The following is a 24,705-nucleotide window of genomic DNA, read 5'->3' as shown; positions in this document are numbered from 1 at the left end:
GTATCGGTCCTGGTCGTTATCTGGTTCGGTGAACGAACCGGCAAATCAGCCATGAGATCCCGTGTCGATGCCGGGGTTCTCCGTCGTATTTCGGCGAGCGGATGTCACGGAAATCCAGTAAAGGACATCCGAAGTTTCGGGCGGCGGTTCGCCTATGCCCGGTGAGGCGGTTCAACGCCGCGCACGGCTCCCGCCATGGGCCCTGCGTTCCCGTCTTTCACGAGCCAGGCGTTGCTTGAGCACGGTTTGACGACCAAGGAGGCTGTGTGGACACCAAACCGGCCGATGCCACCCTGTGCGCCGCGCTCGCCGAGTCGTTGCGCACCGGCGGCGAGCGCCTCGCGATCCGGACCGGCACCACGAACCTGACCTACCGCGACCTGCACGATCAGGCACTGCGCATCGCCGCCCGCACCGCCGGCGCAGCGGCATCCGCCGACACCCGCACGAACCGCCCGGCGGCATCCGCCGACACCCGCACGGACGGTCCGGCGGCATCCGCCGACCATCAGACCGTGGTCGCGGTCATGCTGCCCAGGGGCGCGGAGCTGGTGGCCGCGCTGACCGGCGTGCTGCTGTCCGGCGCCGCTTTCCTGCCGATCGACCCGCAGCTGCCACCCGGCCGCCGGCTGCGCATGCTCGCCGCCGCCGACCTGTGCGTCACCGACTCCGCAGGCACCGCCGTGGCCGCGCGGGCGGGCGTCCCGCTGCTCCCCGAGACCGTCTCCGCGCCGTCCGTGGGAACGTTCCCGCCAGGTGAAACACCCCACGCGCCGCATGGCGAACACCTGGCCTACGTGATGTTCACCTCGGGCACCACCGGCACGCAGAAGGCCGTCGAGATCCCCCACCGCGCGCTCGCCGCCCACGCGGCGGCCGTCCGGGCGGCCTACGCGCTGCGCCCCGGGGACCGGGTCCTGCAGTTCGCCGGCGTCGGCTTCGACGTGGCCCTGGAGGAGATCTTCCCGGCCCTGCTCGCGGGGGCCGCGCTCGTGCTCACCCCCGCGACGGCCCCGTCCACGCAGGAGCTCACCGCCCTGCTGGCCACCGAGCGGGTCACCGTCGCCAACCTGCCCACGCCCTACTGGGAGCAGTGGGTGCGCGACCTCGACCAGTACGGCGGCGCCGTACCGGACAGCCTGCGCCTGCTCGTCATCGGCAGCGACATGGGCCGGGCCGCGACGCTGGCGGCCTGGCGGCGGTTCAGCCAGGTCGAGACCGTCAACGCCTACGGCCTCACCGAGACCGCGGTGACCTCGGCGACCCACCCGCTGACCGGGGCGGACGCGGCCGACCCCGGAGCCACGCTGCCCGTCGGCACGGCCGTCGCGGGCACCGAGATCGTCCTGCTCGGCACGGACCACGACCAGACCGGCGAGGACCGGGGCAGCGAGGGCCGGACGGGCGAGGGCGAGGTGTACATCGGCGGCCTGGGGCTGGCCCGCGGCTATCGCGGCGACCCGCGGCTCACGGCCGACCGTTTCGTCCCCGACCCCCGCCCGGGCCGCCGGGGAGCACGGCTGTTCCGCACCGGCGACCGCGGCGCCCTGGCCCCCGGCGGCGTGCTGCGGATCCTCGGCCGGGCCGACGACCTGGTGAAGATCCGCGGCCAGCGCGTGCACCCCCAGGAGGTCGTCCGCCACCTGGCCGCCCACCCCGAGGTGGCCGCGGCCCACGTGCGCGCCGAGACCGGAGGCGAGGGCCAGACGCTGCTGGTCGCCTACCTCGTGCCCGTGGACTCCCGCAGCGTGCCCACCGCGGGTAGGCTGCGCGAGCACCTGGCCCGCTCCCTGCCCGCCGGCCATCTGCCCGCCCGCTACGTCGTGCTCGACGCGCTCCCGCTGCTGCCCAGCGGCAAGGTCGACGCCGCCGCGCTGCCCGGCTCCCAGCTGTGGCGGCGCGCCGAGGACGTCCCGTTCCGCGCGCCGGCGGGCGCCACCGAACTCGCGCTGGCCGAGATCTGGAGCCGGGCGCTGGGCGTGGACCGGATCGGCGCGGACGACTCGTTCTTCGACCTCGGCGGGCACTCCCTGGCCGCGGTGCAGATCGCCAACCGGATCCGGGCCCGCTGGCCGGCCGAGGTCACCGTCGCCGACCTGATGGCGCATCCCACGGTCGCCGACCTGGCCGCGCTCGTGGACCGGGGCGCCCGTGGCGACGCGGACGGCCTGCCCCCGATCGAGCGGGGCGGCGACGACGACCGGGTACCGCTGACCGCGCAACAGCAGCAGGTGTGGTTCCTCGACCGGCTCTCCCCCGGCAACATCGCCTACCACGCGCAGACGACCATGCGGGTGGCCGGGGACCTCGACCTCGGCGCCCTCCAGCGCGCGGCCGACACGATCACCGCCCGCCAGTCGATCTTCCGGACCACCTTCCACGACGCCGACGGCATCCCCTACCAGCGCGTCCACGCCACGGGCCCGATGCCGATCCGCCTCGTGGACCTGTCGCACGTGCCGGAGCACGAACGGCGGGCCAGGGTCGAGGAGCTGGTCGTGCGTGAGATGACCACGCCGTTCGACCTGGGCGAGCTGCCGCTGGTGCGCTGGACGGTGGTACGGCTGGGCCGTACCACCCACGAGATCATCCTGGTGGAGCACCACTTCGTGCACGACGGCTGGTCGTTCGGGCTGCTGATGAAGGAGCTGCGCGCCGCCTACACCGCCGAGGTCACCGGGGTGCCCGCGACGCTGCCCGAGCCCGCCGTCCAGTACGCCGACTACGCGCGCTGGCAGGAGCGCGCCCTGGCCGGGGAGGGCATGCGCCGCCGGCGTGAGCACTGGGCCGCGGTCCTGGCGGACAGCCCGCCCGCGGTGACGCTGCCCACGAGCAGGCCCAGGTCGCGCCCGCAGAGTTTCGCCGGCGGCATGGTCCGCGCCGAAGTGCCCGCCAGGACCGTCGCCGCGCTGCGCGAGCTGGCCAGGAACCGGCACACGACGTTGTTCAGCGCCATGCTGGCCGGCTTCTACGCCACGCTGTGGCGCTACACGCGCCAGGACGACCTCGCGATCGGCTCCGCCTTCGGCAACCGGCAGCTCGCCGAGACCGAGGACGTCATCGGCATGTTCGTCAACGCGGTCGTCCTGCTCTGCGACGCCGGGGGCGAGCCGTCCTTCGCCGAGTTGCTGCGGCGCAGCGGCCAGACCGTGCGCGCGGCCACGGCCAACCAGGAGCTGCCCTTCCTGGAGCTGGTGCGGGCGCTCAACCCCGACCGCGACCCGGCGGCCAACCCGTACTTCCAGATCATGTTCAGCGCCAACGACGCCAGAATGCCCGACCTGGAGCTGCCGGGCTGCTCGGCGACGGTGTACGAGCGGGACAACGGCTCGGCGAAGGTCGACCTGAACGTGGTCGTCATCCCCCGCGCGGAGGCGGAACCGGGCGCCGACGGCCGCTTCGACGGCCGCGTCACGCTCCTGTGGGAGTACAACAGCGACCTGTTCGACCGGGAGTTCATCGCCGAGGTGGCGGGCACCTACCTGAACCTGCTGGCCGTCATGGCCGAGCGGCCCGACGCCCGGATCGGCGAGGCGGACCTGGTCCGGCCGGGCGTCCGCGACCGCCTGCTGGCCCTGGGCACCGGCCGCCGGACCGCGCCCGCGACGCCCTTCGCCGAGCTGTTCGCCGCCGCGGCGGCACGCGCACCGCAGGCGCCCGCGATCAGCACGACCACGCGGACGCTCAGCTACGCGGAGGTCGCCGGGCGGGCCGGGGCGGTCGCCGCGCTGCTCGACGCCACCGACGCGGAAAGGACGCCGGCCGCGAAAGACGCGCCCGCCGCACGAGCGACCACGCCGGACGCAGAAGACGCGCCGGACGCACGAGCGACCACGCCGGACGCGCGGGCCACCGCTCCGGTCGGCGTGCTGCTGCGCCGTACCCCGGAAGCGCTGATCGCGCTGCTGGGCACGGTGCTGTCGGGCCGCGGCTACCTGCCGCTCGACCCCGCCCATCCGGCCGAGCGCATCGCCTACATGCTCGAGGACTCCGGCGCCCGCACGGTCCTCGTCGAGCCCGGTACGGCGGGCCTGCTGCCGCCCGGCGACTGGACGGCGATCGACGTCACCGGCCCGGCGCCCGCGGACGGCCGGCCGTTCCGGACCGCGCACCCGGCCGCGACCGCGTGGGTCATGTACACCTCGGGCAGCACCGGCCGGCCGAAGGGCTGCCGGGTGACGCACGCCAACCTCGCCCACTTCGTGCGCTGGACGCTCGAGCAGACCCCGGAGGAGCTGCTTGCCCGCACGCTGGCCGCCACCGCGCTGACCTTCGACGTCTCGGTGCACGAGCTCCTGCCGACGCTGGCGGCGGGCGGCACGATCGTGCTGGCCGACGACGTGTTCGCGCTGCCCTCGCTGCCGGAGCGCCTGGTTCCCGCGCAGGTCAACGTCGTGCCCAGCATGCTCGCCGAGCTGCTGCGCGAGGGCGCGATCCCGGCCGGCGTGCGCGCGGTGAACCTGGCCGGCGAGGCGGGCACCGCGCCGCTGGTGCGCCTGCTGGAGGAGGCGGGCGTGCCGCTGGTGCGCAACCTGTACGGCCCGACCGAGACGACCGTCTTCGTCACCGGCGGCCCGGTCACCTCCGAGCCCGGACGCCCCTGGCCGCTCGGCGTCCCCGGCCCCGGCGTCGAGGCGTACGTCGTGGACCCGGACGGCGGCCTGCTGCCCCGCGGCGTCGAGGGTGAGCTGGCCATCGGCGGCGACGGCGTCTGCGACGGCTATCTCGGCCGCCCCCGCCTGACCGCAGAGAGGTTCGTCCCCGACCCGTACGGCGGGCGGCGCGGCGGCAGGCTCTACCTCACCGGCGACCGGGCCCGCTGGTCGCCGGACGACCGGCTCGAGTACCTCGGCCGGAGGGACCACCAGGTCAAGATCCGTGGCCTGCGCATCGAACTGGGCGAGATCGAGCAGGTCCTGGCCACGCACCCGGCGGTGGCCGCCGCCTACGTGGTGGTCCGCGGCCAGGCGCCCGCGCAGACGCTGGTCGCCTACATCCGCCCTTCGGGGAGCGAGCCGCCGGCGGGAGAGCTCGACGCGCACGCCCGGCGCCTGCTGCCCTCGGGGCTGGTGCCGTCCGCGTACGTCACGCTCGACGAGATCCCGCTGACCACCTCCGGCAAGGTCGACCGCGCCCGGCTGCCGGAACCCCCCGAGCAGGTGCCCGGCGCGTCCCGCGACGAGGCTCCGCGGTCGGAGCTGGAGCGCACGCTGAGCGGCATCTGGGCGGAGGTCCTGGACGTGCCCGAGGTCAAGCGCAACGACAACCTGTTCCTCCTGGGCGGGCACTCGCTGGCGGTGCTGCGGATCCGCCACCGGATCAAGGAGTCCACCGGGGCCGACCTGGCGGTGGCCGACCTGTTCGCGCACCCGACCGTCGCCGAGCTGGCCGGTCGCGTGGCCGCCGCCGGGGTCCCGGCGTGACCGGCCGCCCGGTCAGCACGCCGCTGACCCCGGCGCAGCTCGGTCTCTGGTTCGGCGAGCAGTGGGAACGCGCCCTGCAGCCGGACGGCGGCGCGGCGCTCTACCACATGAACCTGTCCCTGCGGATCGACGGCCCTCTCGACGCCGGGGCGCTGCACCGCGCCCTGACCGCCCTGCTCGACCGGCACCCGGTCCTGCGCGGCCACGTCGTGCCCGGCGAGCGGCCCGCGCTGGCCGACGGCGGCCCGGTCACGCCGGCGATGCCGGTGGTGGACCTGTCCGCCTCGCCGCACACCGCGCCGGAGATGGCCCGGGCCAGGCTGGCCCACGAGGTCGCCCGGCCGTTCGACCTGGCCCGCGGCCCGCTGCTGCGCGCGGTCCTGCTGCGCCTGTCCGCCGCCGGGCACGTGCTCGTGCTGGTGGTGCACCACCTGGTCTGCGACGGCCTGTCGCTGCGGGTGCTCTACCGCGACCTCGGTCTGCTGTATCAGGCGTACGCCGGAGGGTCGCGGCCGGCGCTCGCGGCGGCGGCGTCCTGGTTCGAGCGCGACACCGGCGACCCGCCCGAGCACGAGGCGGCCCTGCGCTACTGGGAGAACCTGCTGCGCGAGGCCCCCGAGGTCCTCGACCTGCCGGCCGACCGGCCCCGTCCGGAGGGCGGCGGCAGCGCGGGCAGCGCCCTGCGCCGGGAGATCCCGCCGGACCTGTGGCAGCGGCTCCTGGCCGCCTGCGCGGTCCGGCGCGTCACGCCGTACATGATCGTGCTCGCGGCGTACGCGGTGCTGCTGGCGCGGCTGACCGGGCAGCGCGACCTGGTGATCGGCTCGCCGTCGTCGGGGCGGACGTCCATGGCCGACGCCGAGACCGTGGGCATGTTCGTCACCACGGTCCCGCTGCGGCTGCGGGTGGGCGCCGCCGACACCGTGGACTCGCTGCTCGGCCAGGTGCGCGGTCTCGTGCTGGAGACGATGAGCCACGGCGCCGTCGGCTTCGAGGAGCTGGTGGACCGGCTGCGGGTGCCGCGTTCGACGGCGTACGCGCCGATCGTGCAGGCGGTGTGCGGCCTCGACCAGCTCGACGCGGCCTGTCCCGCCTTCGGGGCGGATCTGGCGGCCGAGCGGATGGCCACGCCGTGCACGAACGCCAAGTTCGAGCTGGGGCTCAGTGTGGAGGTCACCGCCGCGGGCGTGGTCGCCGACTGGGAGTACCGCACGGACCTGTTCGACGAGAGCACGGTCGCCGCGCTGGCCGGCGCCTACCAGGCGCTGCTGGCCGCCTTCGCCGGCGACGACGGCGAGGGGCTGGTGCGCGACCTGGACGCGGGCGGGCGCGGCAGCCTGCTGTACGGGCCGGTCCGGGCCGAGGGGCCGGTGCTGCCGGCCCACGTGCCGGTGCCGCGGCAGATCGCCGAACGGGCCGCGCTCAGCCCGGGCGCCATGGCGGCCAGGACCTCCCGGGGCGTCGAGGTGACCTACGCCGAGCTGGACCGCAGAGCCAGGAAGCTGGCCGCGAGCCTGCTCGCGACCGGCGCGGGACCGGACGACACCGTGCTGCTCGCCCTCCCGCGCGGGGTGGGCTGGGCGGTCGCGGTCCTCGGCACCTGGTACGCCGGGGCCGCCGTCGTCCCGCTCGACCTGACCCTGCCCGACCAGCGGCTGCGCGCGATGGTGGCCGCCGCCGACCTGCGCGTCGGGGTGGCCGAGTCGGTGCAGGCGGCCAAGGAGATCGCCGGACGGCTGGACCTGGAGGCCGGGCTCACCTGGCTGGACCTGGAGAGCGCCGACGCCGGCGGCACCGAGATGAGGGGCCTGCCGCAGGTGCCGCTCAACGCGCTGGCCTACGTGCTGTTCACCTCGGGATCGACCGGGCTGCCCAAGCCGGTGGCCGTCGGGCACGACGCGCTCGCCTTCTACGCCGGCATCTTCGCCGAACGGCTCGCCATCACCGACCGCGACGTGTTCCTGCAGTTCGCCGCGCTCACCTTCGACGTCTGCTTCGAGGAGACGGTCCCGGTGTGGTGCCTGGGCGGCGGGGTGCTGCTCCTGGAGGACAACAAGATCGCCCCGGTGGACCTCGAACAGGTCCTCGCCGCCGGCGGCGGCACGCTGGCCGACTTCACCAGCTCCTACTGGGCCGAGTGGGCCCGCGACCTCGAACGCCGCCCGCGACCGCTGCCCCCGTCGCTGCGCCTGGTGGTGATCGGCGCCGAAGCCGGCTACGTCGCCGACCTCGAACGCTGGACCGGCCCCACCGGCGTTCCGGTGGTCAACGCCTACGGCCTCACCGAGACCCTGATCACGTCCATCACCCACACCGCGGCGGTGAGCGACGGCCGGCTCGGCCCCGTCATCCCGATCGGGCTGCCGATGCGCGGCGTGCGCGCCTACGTGCTCGACGCGGACATGTGGCCGGTCGCGCCCGGCCTGGCCGGCGAGCTGTACGTCGCGGGCCCGATCCTGGCCAGGGACTACCTCGGCCTGCCCGCCGCGACCGCCCAGCGGTTCTTCCCCGACCCGTTCGGCGACGAGCCGGGCGCGCGCATGTACCGCACCGGCGACCGGGCCAAGGTGGACGCCGACGGCGTGCTGCGCTTCGTGGGCCGGGTCGACGGCCAGATCAAGGTCCGCGGCCACCGGGTCGAGCTGCGCGAGGTCGAGGTGGCCGTGGCCGCCCACCCGGACGTCGAGGAGGTGGTCTGCCGCGCGGCCCGCACCGACGGCTCGCACGAGGTGATCGCCTACGTGGTCCCGCGCCCCGGCGGCACGCTCGACCTCGCGGACCTGCGGCGCTTCCTCGTCGAGCGCATCCCCGGCTACCAGGTGCCCGCCCACCTCGTCGAGATGGCCATACTCCCGCGTACGGCGGGCGGCAAGCTGGTCCCGAGCGCGCTGCCCGAACCCGTGCGCGGGACGGCGGCGGCGGCCGCGGCGGAACCGGCCGACGCCAGGCAGGCGGCGCTGCTGCGCATCTGGCAGGAGGTGCTCGGCCGGGAGGACGTCTCGATCGACGACAACTTCTTCGCCGCCGGGGGCAACTCGATCTCCAGCATCCGGGTGGTCTCGCTGGCCAGGGCGGCGGGCATGCCGTTCACCGCGCGGGACGTCTTCGCCCGCCAGACGGTCCGCGAGCTGACCGAGGCGCTGGGGGCCACTTGGACGCCCGCCGTCCAGGCGCCGGTGACGCCCGTGCTGCCCGGGGTGTACCGGCTGCCCGAGACCACCCACATGGGGATCGAGGCGGCCGGCCGTACGCGGCTGCTGGCCGGGCTGCTGGACGCCGAGCGGGTCGAGCCCGCGGGGCCGATGCAGCGGTGGGGGCTGAACCGGCTGCGGCACCAGCCGCGGCCGGGGATGTACCGGGTGTACGAGGCGTTCGACATCAGCGGCACCGACGTGGACGTGGACATGCTGGTCCTGGCGTGGAACGCGCTGGTGGAGCACCACCCCGCGCTGCGCACCTCGCTGCACGCGCACGAGGGCGGGGAGCTCCAGGCGGTGCACCGCAACGCCGCGCTGCACGTGCGCCGGGTGCAGCTCGACGGCGCCGGCACGGGCGCGGCCATGCTGGTGGTCAAGCAGCACCTGGAGGCGCTCAGGAGCACCCCGGTCGATCCGCTGCGCCGGTGCGCGGTCGAGCTGACCGTCTTCGACGTGGGGCCGGGCGCGGCGTACCTGGTGTGGGACTACTCCTATCTCAGCCTCGACGGCTGGTCGTTCGCGGTGCTGATGGGGGATCTGTTCGACCTGCACGACGGCTTCCGCGCCGGGGCGCCGGTCACCCTGGCCGCCCGGCCGCAGCCCGGAGCGATCGCGCGCTGGTGGCAGGAGCGCGATCCGGCCGCCGCCCGCGCCTACTGGACCGAGCGGCTGGCCGGGACGCCGCGCGGCCTGCTCGGCACCGCGCTCGGCCCGGGCGGCGCCGCGCCCGCCCTCGACGCGTCCGGCGAGAGCGCGCTCCATGCCGACCAGCGGATCTGGCTGCCCGCCGAGCGCACGGCGGCGCTGAACCGGCGGGCCGCCGAGGCGGGGCTGACGCTGCACACCCTCGTCCAGGGCGCCTACGCGATCGCGCTCGGCGCCGCGCTGGACGCCAGGGACCTGGTCTTCGGCACCGTCGTCTCGGGCCGGGCCGACAGCGTGGACGGCGCCGAGGACATCGTGGGCTGCCTCAACAACCGGCTGCCCAGCCGGGTCGTCGTGGACCCCGCGGCACGCTGCCGCGACTGGCTGCGCGGGCTGCAGGACAACCACGCGCGGGCGAGCGGGTTCGAGCACGTCTCCCCGCTGGACGTGCAGCGCTGGTGCGGTGTCGGCGAGGCCGAGCGGCTCTACGACTCCGAGATCGTCGTGGAGAACTTCCCGTTCGACGGCCGGCTGCAGTCGCGCCTGGCGGGCTGGAACCCGATCGCCAACGGCGGCCCCGGCGACGAGACGCTGCGGCTGACCGTCTGGCCGGACCCCGCGCTGCTGCTGAAGGTGAGCTATTACCGCGACCTGGTGGCCGACGAGCGTGCCGTGAGCCTGCTGCGCCACGTCCGGCGGGTGCTCGACGTCCTGGCGGACGGCCTGGACCGGCCGGTCGCCGAACTGCCGGCCGTACCCGACTAGAAGGAGTGTCTCCATGACCGACAGCACCCGCTACCGCGTCGTGCGCAACGACGAGGACCAGTACTCGATCTGGGCCGTCGGCCGCGACCTGCCTCTCGGCTGGACGGAGGAGGGCACCGTCGGCGACCGCGAGACCTGCCTCGACCGGATCGAGCAGGTGTGGACCGACATGCGGCCGCGCTCGCTGCGCGAGCACCTGGCCGGCTCGTAACGAGAAGGGACGCCTCCCATGGACAGCAAGGCCACACCCGCCGCGACCAGGAAGAGTCTGTGGCGCCACCGCGACTTCACCCTGTTGTGGGCGGCTCAGACGGCCAGCCAGATCGGCTCGCAGATCACCTTCTTCGCCATCCCGGTGATCGCGCTGACCGTGCTCAACGCGTCCACGACGCAGGTCGGCCTGCTGGCGGCGGCGGAGACCCTGCCGTTCCTGCTGGTCTCGCTGCCCGCGGGCGTGTGGGTCGACCGCTGGGACCGGCGCCGCACGCTGATCTTCACCGACCTCGGGCGGATGGCGGTCCTGGCGATCCTGCCGCTGGCCTTCCTGTTCGACATGCTGAGCATTCCGCTGATGCTGGTCGTCGGCCTGCTGGTCGGGGTGCAGACGGTGTTCTTCGAGATCGCCGACCAGGCGTTCCTGCCGTCGGTGGTCGAGACCGAGGACATCCCGGCGGGCAACGCGCGGCTGGAGGTGTCCCGCTCGATCGCCTACCTCGGCGGGCCGAGCGTCGGCGGCCTGCTCCTGCAGGTGGTGCTCGCGCCGCTGGTGCTGCTGATCAACGTGGGGAGCTTCCTGCTGTCGGCCGTGCTCATCGGCCGGATCTCCTACCGCCCGGCCGCCGCGGCGAAGGCGGACGCCCCCCGGCGCAGGATGCTCACGGAGATCGGCGAGGGCCTGCGGTTCGTCTTCGGCAACCGCACGCTGCGGGCGATCGCCATGTGCACCGGATCCATGAACCTGATCGGGCTCGGCGGGGCGCTGACCGCGCTGCTGACCGTGTTCGCGCTCAACGACCTGGACCTCACCCCGGGCGCGCTCGGGCTCATCCTGACCCTGGGCAACGCGGGCGCGCTGCTCGGCGCGGTGGTGAACGGCTGGGTGATCAAGAGGCTGGGGCTGGGGCGCACGCTGATCGCCGCGGCGCTGCTGGCGACCCTGCCGATCATGCTCGTCGCGGCCGCGGGCCGGGGCGCGGGCGCGCTGCTCATCTCCATCGCGATCGGGACGATGCTGGCGGGCATCTCGGTCTACAACATCAACCAGATCAGCCTGCGGCAGGCCATCACGCCGACGGAGCTGCAGGGCCGGATGAACGCCTCGATGCGCTTCGCCGTGTGGGGGACGCTCCCGCTGGGCGCCGCCCTCGGCGGCCTGCTCGGCGACGTGTTCGGCGTCCGGCCGATGTTGTGGGTCCTCGGCTCGCTGGCCCTGCTGGTGTGCCTGCCGCTCCTGCTCACCCGCGAGATCAGGACGTTGCGTACCGGGCCTCTTCCGCAGGAGTAGACCCTCCGGCGGAGAGACCGCATTTCTCCTTGCACAACCTGCGCGAAGGAAAGGAACGACGGCGTGCGCCTTGTCTTCATGGGATATCAGACGTGGGGTCACCGGGTTCTCGACGCCCTGCTGACCGCCGGCCACGAGATCCCCCTCGTCATCACCCATCCCACCAGCGATCACGCTTACGAGACCATCTGGAACGACTCGGTGGCCGGCCTCGCCGCCGAGCACGGCATCGCGGTGCTGGAGCGCCGCTACGCCAACGACGAGGAGGTCGCCGAGCTCCTGCGTGAGCTGGCTCCCGGCCTGCTGGTCTCCTCCGACTGGCGCACCTGGGTGGCGCCGCGCATCTACGGCCTGGCCAAGCACGGCGCGATCAACATCCACGACGCGCTGCTGCCCCGCTACGGCGGCTTCGCCCCGCTCAACTGGGCCCTCATCAACGGCGAGCGCGAGGTGGGCGTCACCGTCCACTTCATGAACGAGAGCTTCGACCTCGGCGACATCGTGCTGCAGCGCCGGGTTCCCGTCGAGGACGGCGACACCGTGACCGACCTGTTCCACAAGACGATCGAGCTGTTCGCGCCCATGACGCTGGAGGCCATCGAGCTCATCGACTCCGGCCGCACCGACTGGACCAAGCAGGATCCGGCCAAGGCCACGTTCTTCCACAAGCGCTCGGCCGAGGACAGCCGGATCTTCTGGACCTGGCCGGCCGAGGACATCGTCAACCTGGTCCGGGCCCAGGCCGACCCGTACCCCAACGCGTTCGCCCACTTCGGCGGCGAGCGCATCCGGGTGTTGTCCGCATCGGTGTCGAAGCTCCGCCTGGGCGGCACGCCCGGCCGGGTCTTCCGCCCGGAGGGCGACGGCGTGGCCGTCGTCTGCGGCCCCGCCGCGCGCAGCGGCACCGAGTACGGCGTGGTGCTGAAGCGCATCCGCACCGACGACGACCGCGCACACCGCGCCGTCGACTTCTTCCGCGCGATGGGCGGCTACCTCACCAGCCATCCACACAGCTGACCCGCCCGGTCACACCTCCGGCGCGCGCTCCGTCATAGGTGCAGAACACTCACCGAGGAGCGCACACCATGAAGATCGCAGTTGCGGGAGCCACCGGACGCCTTGGCCGCCACGTCGTGGACGTCATCACCGAGCAGGGCCACGAGGCGGTGGCCATGTCCCGTGGCACCGGCGTGGACATCGTGACCGGCGCCGGCCTGGCCGAGGCGCTGGCGGGCGTGGACGTCGTCATCGACGTGGCCAGCTCGCCTTCTCCCGACGAGCAGGAGGCCACGGAGTTCTTCACCACCGCCTCGGCCAACCTGCAGAGGTACGGCGGGGCCGCCGGGGTCAAGGAGATCGTCGCGGTCTCCATCATCGGCATCGACGGCTCCACCGGCGGCTACAACGCGGCCAAGCTCGTGCACGAGCGCGAGATCCAGGCGGGCCCGGTCCCGGCCCGCGTCGTGCGGGCCGCCCAGTTCCACGAGCTGGTCGGGCAGATGCTCGAATGGGGCACCCGGGACGGCGTGGCGTACATCCCCGCGATGCGCACCCAGCCCATCGCCGCCAGGGCGGTGGCCGAGACGGTGGTGGCGGTCGCGGTGTCCGGCGCGGACGTGGCCGAGGTGGCCGGGCCGCGCGAGGAGAGCATGGTGGCGCTGGCCGAGCTGGTGGTGGCGCGGCGCGGGCTGGAGGTGAAGGTGCAGGCCGTGCGCGACCCCGGCGACGCCGAGGCGTTCGAGGGCGGCGCCCTGCTGCCGGGCCCGGGCGCCCGGCTGGCCGGTCCCGCCTTCGCCGACTGGCTCGCCTGAGCCCGGCAGCGGGTACGGCGGCGCCTATTCCGCGACCTCGTCCAGCAGGCGCGACCAGAACGCGGTCAGCTCGCCACCCCGGTAGACCCGGTGATGGATGCGGTCGTGATCACGGTAGACGGACACCTCCGTGTACGGGGCGCCGGCGTCGGTGAAGCCGGTGAACAGGTCCGTCCAGTCGTCCGGGCCCGGCGCCCACTCGGGGAAGGCCAGGCGCGCGGCGTGCCCCCGCAGCGTGCCGAGCCAGCGCTCCTCCCCCGGGGCGTCCATGCTTCACCATGACAGATGACAGGTCGTGAGCAGGTAAAACACGTGATTCGCCGGTCATCGCCCCTGGCGCCCGTACACGGCCCAGGCCCGGGCGGTGAGGGAGAAGGGGCTGGCGGGCAGACGCTCACGCAGCAGATCGCGCAGGGCGGCCCGGTGGTCGCCGGGCAGCGAGGCGACGTACCCGGGAGCGGGACCCTGCCCGCCGAGGAACGGCGTCCAGAAGTCGTCGAAGCCGGTGAACTCCATCGGCACCACGATCGGCTCCGTCCGCACGCCGGTCAGCCCGGCTCCGGCCCACAGCGCGCGCAACGGCTCCGGGCGGCACAGCGGGAACCGCGCGCCCTCGTCCAGGGCCGCGGCGGCCGGGTCGAGCGTGGCGGCGGCGTCCCAGAAGTGCCTGAGCATCGCCATGCCGTCCGCGTAGTCCCACACGTACGCCGCCACGACGCCGCCGGGCGCCGCGACCCGGGCCAGCTCCGCCGCCGCGCGTGCGGGGTCGGGCAGGAAGTTGAGCACCAGCCCGCTGACCACCGCGTCGAACCACGCGCCGGGGTACGGCAGCGCCCCCGCGTCACCGGTGCAGAAGGTCACCCGCGGGCCGGCGACCCGGGCGCGGGCGTGGGCCAGGAACCCCGCCGAAGGGTCGATGCCGGTCACCTCACGCGGATCGGCGAGCGAGAGCACGGCGGCGGTCAGGGCGCCGGTGCCGCAGCCCACGTCCAGCCAGCGCCCGCCTGCGGGCACGCCGAGCCCGGGCACGAAGACCGACGCCATCCGGCCGGCCCAGCGGCCCATGAACGCCTCGTACGCCGCGCCGGCGGCCCACACCTCGGTCATAGGGCGACGATACGCGGCCCGGCCCTGTCCCCCCGGTTGAGACTTCCGGGCCGGTGGCCGCCGGTGACGGCGGGAAAGCTTCCGGGGCCGGTTCAACGACAGCCTTGAAGACATGAGCGTTTACGACAACGAGCAGCTCAGCCCGCCCTCGTGGCGGGAGCTGCTGGGCCGGGAACACGGCGGCTCGGCGATCGTGCTGGCCGTCGGGGTGCTGGTGGGCGCGGTCAACATCTACCTGGCCTCCAGCCTGCTGCCGACGGCGGTGGCCGAGCTCGGCGGCGCCGGCTTCTACGCCTGGAACATGACGATCTACCTCGTCGCGATGGTGATCGCGACCATGCTGGTCAGCCGCGTCCTGGGGCGCTGGGGAAACGTCGTGGCGTACCTGCTGGGCTTCGCCGTGTTCCTGGCCGGTTCGCTGGTGTGCGCCGTCACCCCGTCGATGGCGGTGCTGCTGGCCGGCCGCGGCGTGCAGGGGCTGGGCGCGGGGCTGCTGTCCGGGCTCGGCTACGCCGTGGTCCGCTCGGCCCTGCCGCCCCGGCTCTGGACGCGCGGCAACGCGCTGATGTCGGCGATGTACGGCGTGGGCAACTTCGCGGGCCCGGCACTGGGTGGGCTGTTCGCCCAGTTCGGCGGGTGGCGGCTGGCCTTCGTGCTGATGGCGGTGATCGCGGCCGGGTGCGGGCTGATGGTGCCCCGGGTGCTGCCCCGCGGGGAGCGCGGCGACGGGCGGGCGCCGGTGCCGGTCGGGTCGCTGCTGCTGGTGACCGGGGCCACGCTGGCGGTCAGCGTGGCGGGGGTGCTGTCCGGCGCCGTGGCCATGGCGGCCGCGATCGGGGTGGCGCTGCTGCTGCTGATCGGGTTCGCCGCCCACGAGCGGCGCAGCGGCCTGCGGGTGTTCCCGCGCACGACCTACGCGCCCGGCTCGCCGCTGAAGTGGGTGTACCTGACGCTGGCGCTGCTGGCCTTCGGCGTGGCGGTGGAGTCGTTCGTCCCCCTGTTCGGCCAGCGCCTGGGCGGCCTGCCTCCGATCGCGGCCGGATTCCTCGGGGCCGCGATCTCGCTCGGGTGGTCGGCGACCCAGGTCGTCAGCTCCTCGGCGGTCAAGGAGGCGACGGTCCGCCGGCTGCGCGTGCTCGGGCCGCTCGTGCTGGCGGCCGGGTTCCTCGTCCTGGGGCTGCTGCAGCGGCAGGAGGCGCCGCTGTGGCTGGTCATCGTGTGGGCGCTGATGATGATCGCGGCCGGGTCCGGCGTCGGGCTGGCCTACCCGCATCTCGCGGTGGCCGCGATGGCCAGCACCCGGGACCCGGAGGAGGGACGGCGCGCCGCCGCCGCGATCGCCACGGTGACGAGCCTGTCGATCGCCTTCGGCACGGCGGTCGCCGGCGTCCTGGTCAATCTGGGCGGGACCTCGATGCTCGAGGCGGCCCGCCACACGCTGTTCGGTTTCGCCGTCATCTGCGCCATCGGCGCCCTCACCGCCCGCAGGGCCTCATGACCTTGGGAGATGTCATGTCCGATGTTTTTCCGATGCCTCGCGCCGCCGGATGCCCCTTCGATCCCGCCCCGGGGCTGAGCCGGGAGCCGGTCTCCCGGGTGCGGCTCTGGGACGGCGGCACCGCGTGGATGGTCACCGGATACGCCGACGTGCGCGCGCTGCTTTCCGATCCGCGCGTCAGCGTGGACGTCGCCCAGCCGGGCTTCCCGCACACCAACGCGGTGAGCAAGGCGCGCGACGCGCGGATGAAGACCCTGATGCAGATGGACGCCCCCGAGCACACCGTCCACCGGCGGATGCTGACCGCCGACTTCCGGATCAGGAAGATGGAGGAGCTCCGGCCCGGGATCCAGCGGATCGTCGACGACCTCGTCGACGGCATGCTGGCCGGGCCGAAGCCGGCCGACCTGTACGAGGCGCTCGCCCTTCCGGTCCCGTCGCTGGTGATCTGTGAGCTGCTCGGCGTGCCGTACGCCGACCGGGGCTTCTTCCAGCGGGTGGCGGGCGAGCTCGTCATGGACGGCGGCGACCCCGCGCGGGCGCTGGCGGCCAGCGAGGAGCTCAACGGCTACCTGGAGGAGCTGACCGAGCGCAAGAGCGCCGAGCCCGGCGACGACGTGCTCAGCAGGCTGGCCGTCGAGCAGTACCGCACCGGCGCGATGACCCGGCGCGAGATCGCCGTCATGGGCCAGCTCCTGCTCGTGGCCGGGCACGACACGACCGCCAACATGATCGCGCTGGGCACGGCCGCGCTGTTCGCCCATCCCGGCCAGCTCGCCGCGCTCAAGGACGGCGCCGACGTGGCGGGCGCGGTCGAGGAGCTGCTGCGCTACCTGTCCATCACCCACACCGAGGCGCGTCGCGTGGCGCGCGAGGACCTCGTGGTGGGCGGGCAGCTCATCCGCGCGGGTGAGGGGATCATCGCGGTGAAGAGCACGGCCAACCGGGACCCGGCGGCCTTCCCCGGCGGCCCCGGCGCCCTCGACGTGCGGCGCGACGCCCGCCACCACGTCGCCTTCGGCTACGGGGCCCACCAGTGCCTGGGCCAGCCGCTGGCCCGGGTCGAACTGCAGACCGTCTTCGGCACGCTGTTCCGCCGCGTGCCCACGCTGGCGCCGGCCGTACCCCTGGAGGAACTGAGGTTCAAGGAGCACGCGGTCTTCTACGGCGTCCGTGAACTGCCCGTCACCTGGTAGGAGGAGGAAACAGATGAAGATCACCGTTGAGCAGGGGGCCTGCGTCGGCTCCGGGCAGTGTGTGTACGCCGCCCCGGAGGTGTTCGACCAGCGCGACAGCGACGGCATCGTCGTGCTCCTGGACGACGCCCCCGACGCCCGCCTGCACGAGGACGTCGAGGACGCCGCCCGCATCTGCCCGGCGCAGGCGATCGCGCTCAGTTAGCGGCGCGCCAGGCGTACTCGAACTCGGGCAGTTCCAAGCCCTGCGGGAAGAAGCAGGTCCTGGCGTCGGTCCGGACGGCGCCGTGACGCTCGTAGAAGGCGATGGCCCGGGTGTTGGCGCTCAGCACCTCCAGGTACACCTCGCCCGCCGGGTGCTCGCGCGCCGCCCAGGCCAGGCCGTGCCGCAGCAGGGCGGCGCCGATGCCCGAGCCCGTCAGTCCCGGCCGGACGTGCAGGTTGTCGAGCAGGATGCGCCCGTCCGGCTGCGGGATGAAATAGCAGAAACCACGCAACCGTCCGTCGTCGTCGCGGGCCACGAAGAACCCCGCCCCCGGCGTGGGTACGGCCAGCCGTTCCCGCCACAACGTCAGCCGGTTCTCCAGCAGCGACTCGTTCAGGAAGGAGCCGGGCATGATGCCCGCGTAGGCCGTCCGCCAGCTCTCCGCATGGAGCTCGGCAACCGGATAGACATGATCAATCATCCCGTTCTCGATACGCATGGCCGACAGCTTGGCACGGGTCAGCGATGCGCCAGCAACGGAGTGTGGTGGTCGGTTCCGTCCGGGCCGTCCGGGTCGGCGTGCACGGTGGCGGCCCGCAGGCGGGGCAGGTCGTGGATGAGCCGGTGCTCGGCCTCCACGGCCACCGCGTGCGCCTCGACCAGGGAGACGTCGTGGCGGACCGCGATCTCCACCTCGGCGCGCAGCGCATGGCCGATCCAGCGCAGCCGTACCGACCCCACACGCCGCACGCCGGGCACGGCCGCCAGGATGCGCTCGGCCTGCGCGACCAGGGCGGGGTCGACCGCGTCCATCAGCCGGTGGTAGATCTCCCTGGCGGCGTCGCGCAGCACGAAGCAGATGGCCGCGGTGATGAGCAGGCCGACGAGCGGGTCGGCCAGCGGGAAGCCGAGTGCGGCGCCGCCCGCCCCCAGCAGTACGGCCAGCGAGGTGAACCCGTCGGTCCTGGCGTGCAGGCCGTCGGCGACCAGCGCCGCCGAGCCGATCTCCCTGCCGACCTTGATGCGGTAGCGGGCCACCCACTCGTTGCCCAGGAACCCCACGACGCCCGCCGCCGCGACCAGGCCCAGGGCCTGCACGTTCTCGGGGTCGACGAGCCGCTTGACCGCCTCGTAGCCGGCCAGCCCCGCCGAGGCGGCGATCAGGGCCACGATGACGATCCCGGCCAGGTCCTCGGCGCGGCCGTACCCGTAGGTGAAGCGGCGGGTGGCGGCACGGCGGCCGAGCGAGAACGCGATGGCCAGCGGGACGGCGGTCAGGGCGTCGGCGAAGTTGTGCAGCGTGTCGCCCAGCAGGGCCACGGACCCGGACAGGCCGACGATGACCGCCTGGACCAGCGCGGTGACCATGAGGACCCCGAAGGAGACGGCCAGCACGCGCATGCCCCGGGAACTGGACTCCAGCGCGGCGTCGGTCTTGTCCGCGCTGTCGTGGCTGTGCGGGACGACGAGGTGGCCCACCTTGGCCAGCGACCGCCGGACGCGGCCGTGATCACTGTCATGGATGTGGCCGTGGGCGTGGCCATGCCCGTGTCCGTGCTCATGCCCCTGGGAACCCGGCATGACGTCCCTCTCACTTGCCTTTGAGCCGTTTGCCTGGATTATATGTAGTCATGTATGCACGCGACAACGGATCAGGTGCGAGTCACCCGCAGGAGCAACCGACGGGCCCGCAGGTCGAGACGGCCGTGGCCGCGTTCCGCATGCTCAGCGACGCCACCCGGCTCCGCCTGATGTGGCTGTTGTCGGCCGGCGAGTACGACGTCACCTCCCTGGCCGCCGCCGTCGGCGTCGCCCGGCCCTCGGTCTCGCAGCACCTGGCCAAGCTCCGCATGGCCGGGCTCGCGCACACCCGCCGCGACGGCCGCCGGATCCTCTACCGCGCCCGCGACGCCCACGTCCGCGCGCTGATCCAGGAAGCCCTCTTCCACGCCGACCACGAGGTCTCCGGCATCCCCCGCCACGACTAGATCGGTCGGCGCGGCCGGATCGAGACAAACACGGGTGCCTCGTCCCGCGGCGGTTTAGAGTGGACGATGCCTGCCGGGATGAGCGCCGCGTGGACCCGGCGGCGCCCGCCGTACGCGTCACCGAGTTCAGCCAGACCCTCGCGAACGAGAAGGAACGAAAACGACGGCACGGGCGTGCAGGTTCGCGGCACCGAGTTCCCGGAACAGGCGAGACGGCCAGGCGTGCGCTGGATCGTTCCCGTCAGAGCACTACTTAATCACATAGTAGCAACACCAAGATCTACTACGATTAATAGTTGACTGAACTGCCGATCCGGAAGGGGCGTCCTGTGCTGGCCGACGTTCTGGAACTGAGTGATGCCACGGTGAGCAGCGGACTCCTCGTGCAGCTCCCCCTGGCCCGCCGCGCGCTGGCCAGGCTGTGGTACGACCGGCGCTTCGGCGTCAACACCGCCGACTTCGCCACGCTCACCGACCTCGGCCTGGAGCACCCGGAACGCGTCTACTACTCACCCGCGCACTGGGGCACGCTCCGCCGGGCACTGCCCGCCCGGGACGTCGGCGAGCACGACGTCTTCCTCGACCTGGGCGCCGGAAAGGGCCGCATGATGCTGGAGGCGGCCAGCGGGTACGCGTTCAAGCGGGTGATCGGCGTCGAACTCTCACCGGAACTCACCGAGGTCACCCGGCGCAACCTGACCGCCACCAGGCTCCGCCTGCGCGCCCGTGACGTGGAGGTGGTGCAGTCGGACGTCCTGGACTACGACATCCCCGACGACGTCAGCGTGGTCTTCCTCAACAACCCGTTCAGGGGGGAGATCTTCGCCTCGGCCATGGAACGCCTCCTCGATTCGGCCGGCCGTGCCCCCCGCCCGATCACCATGATCTACTTCAACCCCGTCGAGGAGCCCCACCTCCTGCAGACCGGGCGCTTCAAGCACGTGCGGACGGTGGTTCCCCGGTGGCGGAAGGTCGAGGGCATCTACGGCACGACCCGCGTGTACACGGTCACCTAGCATCACCCAGCCCCCACCCACCGCCCTGCGGCGACCTGACACTTCACCCGCGCCTCCCCGGCGTGGCCCGACCACGCCCGGCCGCGCCCATTCACCGGCTGCCGTGAGGACGGCGATCTAACCGGCTGCGACTCCGGCCATGATCACCCCGACCAGCCGTGCGACGGCCGCCTCCGAGGGCATGGCCGCGGCGGCCGACAGGGCGTGGAGGCAGTAGCGCGCGAGCTCGTCGGCGGGCACGTCGGCCCGGAACTCCCCGCTCCCCCTGCCCTCGTCGAGCAGCCCGCGGACGAGGGCGGTCAGGTGCTGCTGGGCCTCGACCGGGTGCCCGCCGTGGTGCAGCAGCACGCCCAGGTCGGGGCCGTGTTCGCCGCGCTGTTGCAGGATGCGCGCATAGGCGATCAGCACCGACTCCAGCCGCCGGCCTGCCCGGCCCGGCCGGTTCGCGATCTCGGCCAGTTGCCGGAGATGCGCAGAGACCTGCCGCTCATGCCAGGCGGCGAGGACCGACTCCACGTCGGCGAAGTACTTGTACACCGTGGCCCGGCCGATGGCCGCCCGCTCGGCGATCTGGGCCATCGTGACGGCCATCAGCCCCCGCTCGGCCACCAGCGCCCAGGCGGCATCCAGGATCGCGTCACGAACGGCGGCCCGATGCGTCTCGATGGTCTCGTTCCAGAGTTTGGGCACCGGCTAAGCATACGTCACGACAGGGTCGTGACAGATGTCTCGCGCCGTGACATATTGTCTCGCAAAAAGGAGAACATCATGTCGTCCCAGACACCGCCACGAGCCCCGAGGTGGGTGAAGGTTTCCGCGATCGCCGTGGCCATCCTGGTCCTGGCGTTCCTCATCGCCCAGGTCTTCGGCATCGGCGGCCCCCACGGCCCCGGCCGCCACGCCTCCCTCCCCCAGCCGCCGAACACACCCCCACCCCCAGCGCCGGCACTGGCTTCCACTCCCGCCGCCACCTCGTGACCGGCCCCTGCGTCCGCCCGAGTCCCGCTCCCCGTCTCCACCTCGTGACCGGCCCCTGCGTCCGCCCGAGTCCCGCTCCCCGTCTCCACCTCGTGACCGGCCCCTGCGTCCGCCCGAGTCCCGCTCCCCGTCTCCACCCCAGCCCCTACATCCACCCCACTCCCCGCCTCCGCCCCGGCCCCGGCATCCACCTCGGCCCCTACATCCACCTCCCTCCCCGCGTCCGCCCCTGCCCCGGCCTCTGCATCCACCCCGGTCCCGCCTCCCGCCTCCGCGCCGACCCAGTCACCGCCTCCCCCGGTCCCGCCTCCCGCCTCCCGCGTCCACCCCGACCCCAGCCACCGCCTCCGCCCCCGGTCCCGCCTCCCGCATCCGCCCGAGTCCCGGCGCCAGATCTGCTCTCAGCCTCGACCTCCACCCAGGCCGTCGGCTCCATCCCGGCCCCGGCCTCGGTCCCGGCACCGGCACCGGCCCCGGCACCCACATCGGCACCGTCGGTGTGGGTGCCGGTGCCGGTCGTCGTCATGGGGCCGTACGCGTGATCCCGACCGGCCAGCGCCGCCCCACCCCGACCGCCCACCACCACGGAGCCCCGCCCGCGATGTCACCCAGCCTGCGCAAACTCATCCTGACCACGCACATCACCACCTCCGTCGGGTGGCTCGGCGCGGTCCTCGCCTACCTGGCCCTCGACCTCACCGCCACCCTCAGCACGGACACCCCGGCCGTCCGCAGCGCGTACACGGCCATGGACGTGCTGGTCCGGTTCGCGATCGTGCCGCTGGCCGTGGCCTCCCTGGCCGTCGGGCTGGTCAACGCCCTGGGCACGCCGTGGGGGCTGGTGCGGCACTACTGGGTGGTGGTGAAGTTCGTGCTCACCGCCGCCGCCACCGTTGTCCTGGTGGTCGAGAGCCGGACGGTGAGCTCCCTGGCCGAGGCAGGGCTGACCAGTGCCGACCCCCGCCTCCTGCCGACGACACTGCCCCACTCGATCGGAGGCACGGCGGTGCTGGTGATCGCGACGGTTCTCTCCGTGTACAAGCCGCGCGGCCTGACGAGGTACGGCTGGCGGCGCCGTACCCGGCCAGAGCGTCTACGATCGCAGATAGTACCCTGAGACGGGAGGGCGATCATGACACGCGGCCTGGGTGGACTGGAGACGGCGATCATGGATCTCCTGTGGTCCTACCATCGGCCGGCGTCGGTGCGGAACGTGCTGGAGGACCTGCGGCGCGACCGGGACCTCGCCTACACGACCGTCATGACCGTGATGGACAAGCTGTACAAGAAGGGCTTCCTGAAGCGCCGCCCCCAGGGCAAGGCGTACGTCTACGAGCCGCTGCTGACCAAGGAGGCATTCACCGCCCAGCAGATGCGCGAGACGTTAGCCGGCAGCGGCAACCAGGCGGCGACGCTGGTGCACTTTCTGGAGCGGCTCAGTCCCGAGGAGGCCGCGGCGCTTGAGACCGCGCTCCGGGTGTTCCCCCTGCGGAGGCCACATTCATGATCGCGGCCATTCTTGCGGTCTACACGTTGCTCGCCACGACGCTTCTGCCCCGGCTGCTGGCCAGGGCGCACTGGTCGGACCGTGCGCCGCGGCTGGCGATCTCGCTGTGGCTGGCGGCGTGCGCGTCCGCGATCGCCTCGGCCGCCCTCGCGTCGGTCGCGACCGCGGTCCCCGCCGACACCCTCGGCCACGAGCTCGCCGGCCTCATCGAAGCCTGCTTCGCCATGCTGGAGGAGGGCTTCGACGCCGCGTCGATCCCCGCCGGCTCGTGGCCGGCGCTCGCCGCGAGCTCGCTGATCATGGCCAGGGCGGGCTTCTGCACGGCGGCGGTGCTGTTCACGGCGTGGCGCGAGCGCCGCCGGCACGCGGGGATGCTGCGCCTGCTCGGCCGCTACAACGGCGAGCTCGGCGCGACCGTCCTGGAGTACGGCGAGCCGCTCGCCTACTGCCTGCCGGGCCGCCGGCCGGAGACCGTCGTCACCACGGCCGCGCTGGGCACCCTGTCCCCGGAGTGCCTGGCCGCCGTCCTCGCCCACGAGCGGGCGCACATCGCGGGGCGGCATCACCTGGTGCTGGCTCTGGCCGACGGCCTGAGCCGGGCGTTTCCCCGGCTGCCGCTGTTCACCGGGGCCCGGGACGAGGTGGTGCGGCTGGTCGAGCTGCGGGCCGACGACGTGGCCGCCCGCCGCCATCCGCGGGTGCACATCGCGGCCGCCCTGGTGAGCCTGGCCACCGGCCGCGCCCCGGCCTTCGCGCTCGGCGCCGCCGGGGAGACGGCCCTCGCCCGGGTACGCCGTATGCTCCAGCCGGCCGTACCGCTGTGCGGGTACGAGAGGGCCACGGGCCTGGCGGCGGTCGCGCTGCTCGTGGCCGGTCCCGCGGCGATCGCCCTCGCGCCCGGGCTGAGCGCGCTCGTCGCCCACCACTGCCACAGCCTCTCGGTACTGGGCTGACCCGACCGGCCCGGGCCCTGCGCGGTCAGGGGAAGATCGGGCCGATCGTGGCCACGCCCGGCATGGTCTTGAGCCGCTTGATCAGGTCGTCCGAAGGCTGGGCGGAGGCTAGTTTGATCTTGAAGGATTCGCGGATCTCGTCCGGGTGGGTCCGTCCCGAGGTGAAGACCGGGCTCTGGTTGTCGTCCTCGAGCGTCGCCCTGGCGTGGTTGACGAAGAAGAAGCGCTGGACCCGGGGCGAATCGTCGAGAAGCCGGCCGATGGCGCGCTTCTCGGCCTCGCTGGCCGCCCCTCGTCCCTTGCACGAGGCGGCGGGCAGCACGTCCGACTGCCTGCGCGGGCAGAGCATGAGGTTGATCTCGGCCCTGCCCGCCCAGAAGTCGACCGTGGTCCGGGTGGCGCTGGCGACGCCGGGGAACTCGCCCATGACCTTGGCCACGGCCCCGGCGGTGCTGACGTCCTTCAGGGTGATCTCGAACCACTGCGGCCCGTCCAGCTCGCCGGCCACCATCTCCTCGGGCAGCTTGGCCAGCCTGCTCCAGCGATAGGCGTCCTGGCTGGAGACGAACCTCATGGAGGTGACGTACGCCTTGTCCTTGAGGACGTCCTCGATCGACGTCCGCGTGAAGTCCGCGCCGACGTTGAGCGCGCAGGTCTTCTGGGGGCTGCCCTTGCCGCAGAGGATCACCCAGATCCGGCTCTGCTGGGGCAGCGCCCCCTCCGGTACGGCGGCCAGCTTGACCGGCGCCCGGGGCAGCAGCTGGTAGGCGGCGAACAGGACCGCCAGCAGCACCGCGGCGGCGGCGATCGTGATGAGGATGCCGGCTCTGCGGCCGGGGACGTTCGAGGAAGGTAACGCCACAAGCGCACTGTCAATGATCTATCCGGCGGAGTCAACGCCTCTCCCGATAC

General features: G+C 73.4%; 21 protein-coding genes. 15 read left to right on the top strand and 6 right to left on the bottom strand.

Translation table 11 applies throughout. From position 1 onward, the window contains the following. The first annotated feature begins 266 nt into the window (after positions 1–266). From FVE25_RS04480 to FVE25_RS04455, 6 genes are all read left to right on the top strand, one after another. Positions 267–5,423: a non-ribosomal peptide synthetase gene (locus FVE25_RS04480; RefSeq protein WP_157245062.1), complete on the top strand. Its 5,157-nt coding sequence runs from the start codon at positions 267–269 to the stop codon at positions 5,421–5,423. Then, the gene (locus FVE25_RS04475) at positions 5,420–10,030 is read left to right on the top strand and encodes a non-ribosomal peptide synthetase (RefSeq protein ID WP_157245061.1); all 4,611 of its coding nucleotides are present in this window, start codon (positions 5,420–5,422) and stop codon (positions 10,028–10,030) included. The genes FVE25_RS04480 and FVE25_RS04475 overlap by 4 nt, the downstream gene beginning before the upstream one ends. Before the next feature lie 13 nt (positions 10,031–10,043). Beyond that, a complete protein-coding gene (locus tag FVE25_RS04470) occupies positions 10,044–10,241 on the top strand; it encodes an MbtH family protein (RefSeq protein WP_157245060.1) in 198 nt (65 codons plus the stop codon). An 18-nt stretch (positions 10,242–10,259) separates the two neighbouring features. Next, positions 10,260–11,534 carry an MFS transporter gene (locus FVE25_RS04465; RefSeq protein WP_157245059.1) on the top strand — a complete coding sequence of 425 codons (1,275 nt, stop codon included), beginning with the start codon at positions 10,260–10,262 and terminating at the stop codon, positions 11,532–11,534. 63 nt (positions 11,535–11,597) lie between these two features. Beyond that, complete coding sequence (locus FVE25_RS04460; protein WP_157245058.1) at positions 11,598–12,551, top strand: methionyl-tRNA formyltransferase; 954 nt, start codon at positions 11,598–11,600, stop codon at positions 12,549–12,551. Between the two features lie 68 nt (positions 12,552–12,619). Beyond that, entirely contained in the window at positions 12,620–13,345 is a 726-nt protein-coding gene (locus tag FVE25_RS04455) for an SDR family oxidoreductase (RefSeq protein WP_157245057.1), read from the top strand. Positions 13,346–13,369: 24 nt separating this feature from the next. Here the strand turns inward: FVE25_RS04455 and FVE25_RS04450 are convergent, their stop codons facing one another. Further along, positions 13,370–13,615, bottom strand: a complete 246-nt coding sequence (locus tag FVE25_RS04450) for a hypothetical protein (protein ID WP_157245056.1) — start codon at positions 13,613–13,615, stop codon at positions 13,370–13,372. Between the two features lie 54 nt (positions 13,616–13,669). Continuing rightward, positions 13,670–14,452, bottom strand: coding sequence for a class I SAM-dependent methyltransferase (locus FVE25_RS04445; protein ID WP_219825299.1), 783 nt, complete (start codon positions 14,450–14,452; stop codon positions 13,670–13,672). 112 nt (positions 14,453–14,564) lie between these two features. Between FVE25_RS04445 and FVE25_RS04440 the strand changes: the two genes are divergently transcribed. Genes FVE25_RS04440 through FVE25_RS04430 form a run of 3 tightly spaced genes read left to right on the top strand, consistent with a single transcriptional unit; the run spans position 14,565 to position 17,351 of the window. Further along, a complete protein-coding gene (locus FVE25_RS04440) occupies positions 14,565–15,950 on the top strand; it encodes an MFS transporter (RefSeq protein ID WP_157245055.1) in 1,386 nt (461 codons plus the stop codon). Positions 15,951–15,964: 14 nt separating this feature from the next. After that, the gene (locus FVE25_RS04435; RefSeq protein WP_246266606.1) at positions 15,965–17,146 is read left to right on the top strand and encodes a cytochrome P450; all 1,182 of its coding nucleotides are present in this window, start codon (positions 15,965–15,967) and stop codon (positions 17,144–17,146) included. A 13-nt stretch (positions 17,147–17,159) separates the two neighbouring features. After that, on the top strand, positions 17,160–17,351 hold the full coding sequence (locus FVE25_RS04430) for a ferredoxin (protein ID WP_157245053.1): 192 nt from the start codon (positions 17,160–17,162) through the stop codon (positions 17,349–17,351). Here the strand turns inward: FVE25_RS04430 and FVE25_RS04425 are convergent. Together FVE25_RS04425 and FVE25_RS04420 are read right to left on the bottom strand one after the other, a co-directional pair. Further along, positions 17,344–17,850, bottom strand: a complete 507-nt coding sequence (locus tag FVE25_RS04425) for a GNAT family N-acetyltransferase (protein ID WP_157245052.1) — start codon at positions 17,848–17,850, stop codon at positions 17,344–17,346. The two genes, FVE25_RS04430 and FVE25_RS04425, sit on opposite strands and share 8 nt — an antisense overlap. Positions 17,851–17,870: 20 nt before the next feature. Next, entirely contained in the window at positions 17,871–18,932 is a 1,062-nt protein-coding gene (locus tag FVE25_RS04420) for a cation diffusion facilitator family transporter (protein WP_157245051.1), read from the bottom strand. A 50-nt stretch (positions 18,933–18,982) separates the two neighbouring features. Here FVE25_RS04420 and FVE25_RS04415 point away from each other — a divergent pair, with 50 nt between their 5' ends. Together FVE25_RS04415 and FVE25_RS04410 are read left to right on the top strand one after the other, a co-directional pair. Beyond that, entirely contained in the window at positions 18,983–19,339 is a 357-nt protein-coding gene (locus FVE25_RS04415) for an ArsR/SmtB family transcription factor (RefSeq protein WP_157245050.1), read from the top strand. Between the two features lie 296 nt (positions 19,340–19,635). Continuing rightward, on the top strand, positions 19,636–20,355 hold the full coding sequence (locus FVE25_RS04410) for a methyltransferase domain-containing protein (RefSeq protein WP_157245049.1): 720 nt from the start codon (positions 19,636–19,638) through the stop codon (positions 20,353–20,355). A 117-nt stretch (positions 20,356–20,472) separates the two neighbouring features. Here the strand turns inward: FVE25_RS04410 and FVE25_RS04405 are convergent, their stop codons facing one another. Further along, the gene (locus FVE25_RS04405) at positions 20,473–21,045 is read right to left on the bottom strand and encodes a TetR/AcrR family transcriptional regulator (RefSeq protein WP_157245048.1); all 573 of its coding nucleotides are present in this window, start codon (positions 21,043–21,045) and stop codon (positions 20,473–20,475) included. A 78-nt stretch (positions 21,046–21,123) separates the two neighbouring features. Between FVE25_RS04405 and FVE25_RS04400 the strand changes: the two genes are divergently transcribed. The 4 genes from FVE25_RS04400 (at position 21,124) to FVE25_RS04385 (ending at position 23,793) form a co-directional block, all read left to right on the top strand. Beyond that, positions 21,124–21,333: a hypothetical protein gene (locus FVE25_RS04400; protein WP_157245047.1), complete on the top strand. Its 210-nt coding sequence runs from the start codon at positions 21,124–21,126 to the stop codon at positions 21,331–21,333. Between the two features lie 538 nt (positions 21,334–21,871). Beyond that, positions 21,872–22,450 (top strand): hypothetical protein, encoded by a 579-nt coding sequence (locus FVE25_RS04395; protein WP_219825298.1) that lies wholly within the window; start codon positions 21,872–21,874, stop codon positions 22,448–22,450. Positions 22,451–22,465: 15 nt separating this feature from the next. Beyond that, positions 22,466–22,840, top strand: a complete 375-nt coding sequence (locus FVE25_RS04390) for a BlaI/MecI/CopY family transcriptional regulator (protein ID WP_157245046.1) — start codon at positions 22,466–22,468, stop codon at positions 22,838–22,840. Continuing rightward, positions 22,837–23,793, top strand: coding sequence for a M56 family metallopeptidase (locus FVE25_RS04385; protein WP_157245045.1), 957 nt, complete (start codon positions 22,837–22,839; stop codon positions 23,791–23,793). Before FVE25_RS04390 ends, FVE25_RS04385 begins: the two co-directional genes overlap by 4 nt. 25 nt (positions 23,794–23,818) lie before the next feature. On the opposite strand, the gene FVE25_RS04380 is transcribed toward FVE25_RS04385, so the two are convergent. Beyond that, entirely contained in the window at positions 23,819–24,655 is an 837-nt protein-coding gene (locus tag FVE25_RS04380; RefSeq protein ID WP_157245044.1) for a permease-like cell division protein FtsX, read from the bottom strand. Positions 24,656–24,705: the final 50 nt, after the last annotated feature.

Origin of the sequence: Nonomuraea typhae (assembly GCF_009760925.1) — a bacterium.
GTDB lineage: Bacteria > Actinomycetota > Actinomycetes > Streptosporangiales > Streptosporangiaceae > Nonomuraea > Nonomuraea typhae.
This window is presented reverse-complemented; position numbering and strand designations above follow the sequence as displayed.

Coding starts and splice junctions, on each gene's coding strand:
- FVE25_RS04445 (WP_219825299.1), bottom strand. CDS start 14,452: ATGACCGAGGTGTGGGCCGCCGGCGCGGCGTACGAGGCGTTCATGGGC.
- FVE25_RS04400 (WP_157245047.1), top strand. CDS start 21,124: ATGTCGTCCCAGACACCGCCACGAGCCCCGAGGTGGGTGAAGGTTTCC.
- FVE25_RS04425 (WP_157245052.1), bottom strand. CDS start 17,850: ATGCGTATCGAGAACGGGATGATTGATCATGTCTATCCGGTTGCCGAG.
- FVE25_RS04420 (WP_157245051.1), bottom strand. CDS start 18,932: ATGCCGGGTTCCCAGGGGCATGAGCACGGACACGGGCATGGCCACGCC.
- FVE25_RS04450 (WP_157245056.1), bottom strand. CDS start 13,615: ATGGACGCCCCGGGGGAGGAGCGCTGGCTCGGCACGCTGCGGGGGCAC.
- FVE25_RS04390 (WP_157245046.1), top strand. CDS start 22,466: ATGACACGCGGCCTGGGTGGACTGGAGACGGCGATCATGGATCTCCTG.
- FVE25_RS04435 (WP_246266606.1), top strand. CDS start 15,965: ATGTCCGATGTTTTTCCGATGCCTCGCGCCGCCGGATGCCCCTTCGAT.
- FVE25_RS04415 (WP_157245050.1), top strand. CDS start 18,983: ATGTATGCACGCGACAACGGATCAGGTGCGAGTCACCCGCAGGAGCAA.
- FVE25_RS04465 (WP_157245059.1), top strand. CDS start 10,260: ATGGACAGCAAGGCCACACCCGCCGCGACCAGGAAGAGTCTGTGGCGC.
- FVE25_RS04385 (WP_157245045.1), top strand. CDS start 22,837: ATGATCGCGGCCATTCTTGCGGTCTACACGTTGCTCGCCACGACGCTT.
- FVE25_RS04440 (WP_157245055.1), top strand. CDS start 14,565: ATGAGCGTTTACGACAACGAGCAGCTCAGCCCGCCCTCGTGGCGGGAG.
- FVE25_RS04455 (WP_157245057.1), top strand. CDS start 12,620: ATGAAGATCGCAGTTGCGGGAGCCACCGGACGCCTTGGCCGCCACGTC.
- FVE25_RS04470 (WP_157245060.1), top strand. CDS start 10,044: ATGACCGACAGCACCCGCTACCGCGTCGTGCGCAACGACGAGGACCAG.
- FVE25_RS04430 (WP_157245053.1), top strand. CDS start 17,160: ATGAAGATCACCGTTGAGCAGGGGGCCTGCGTCGGCTCCGGGCAGTGT.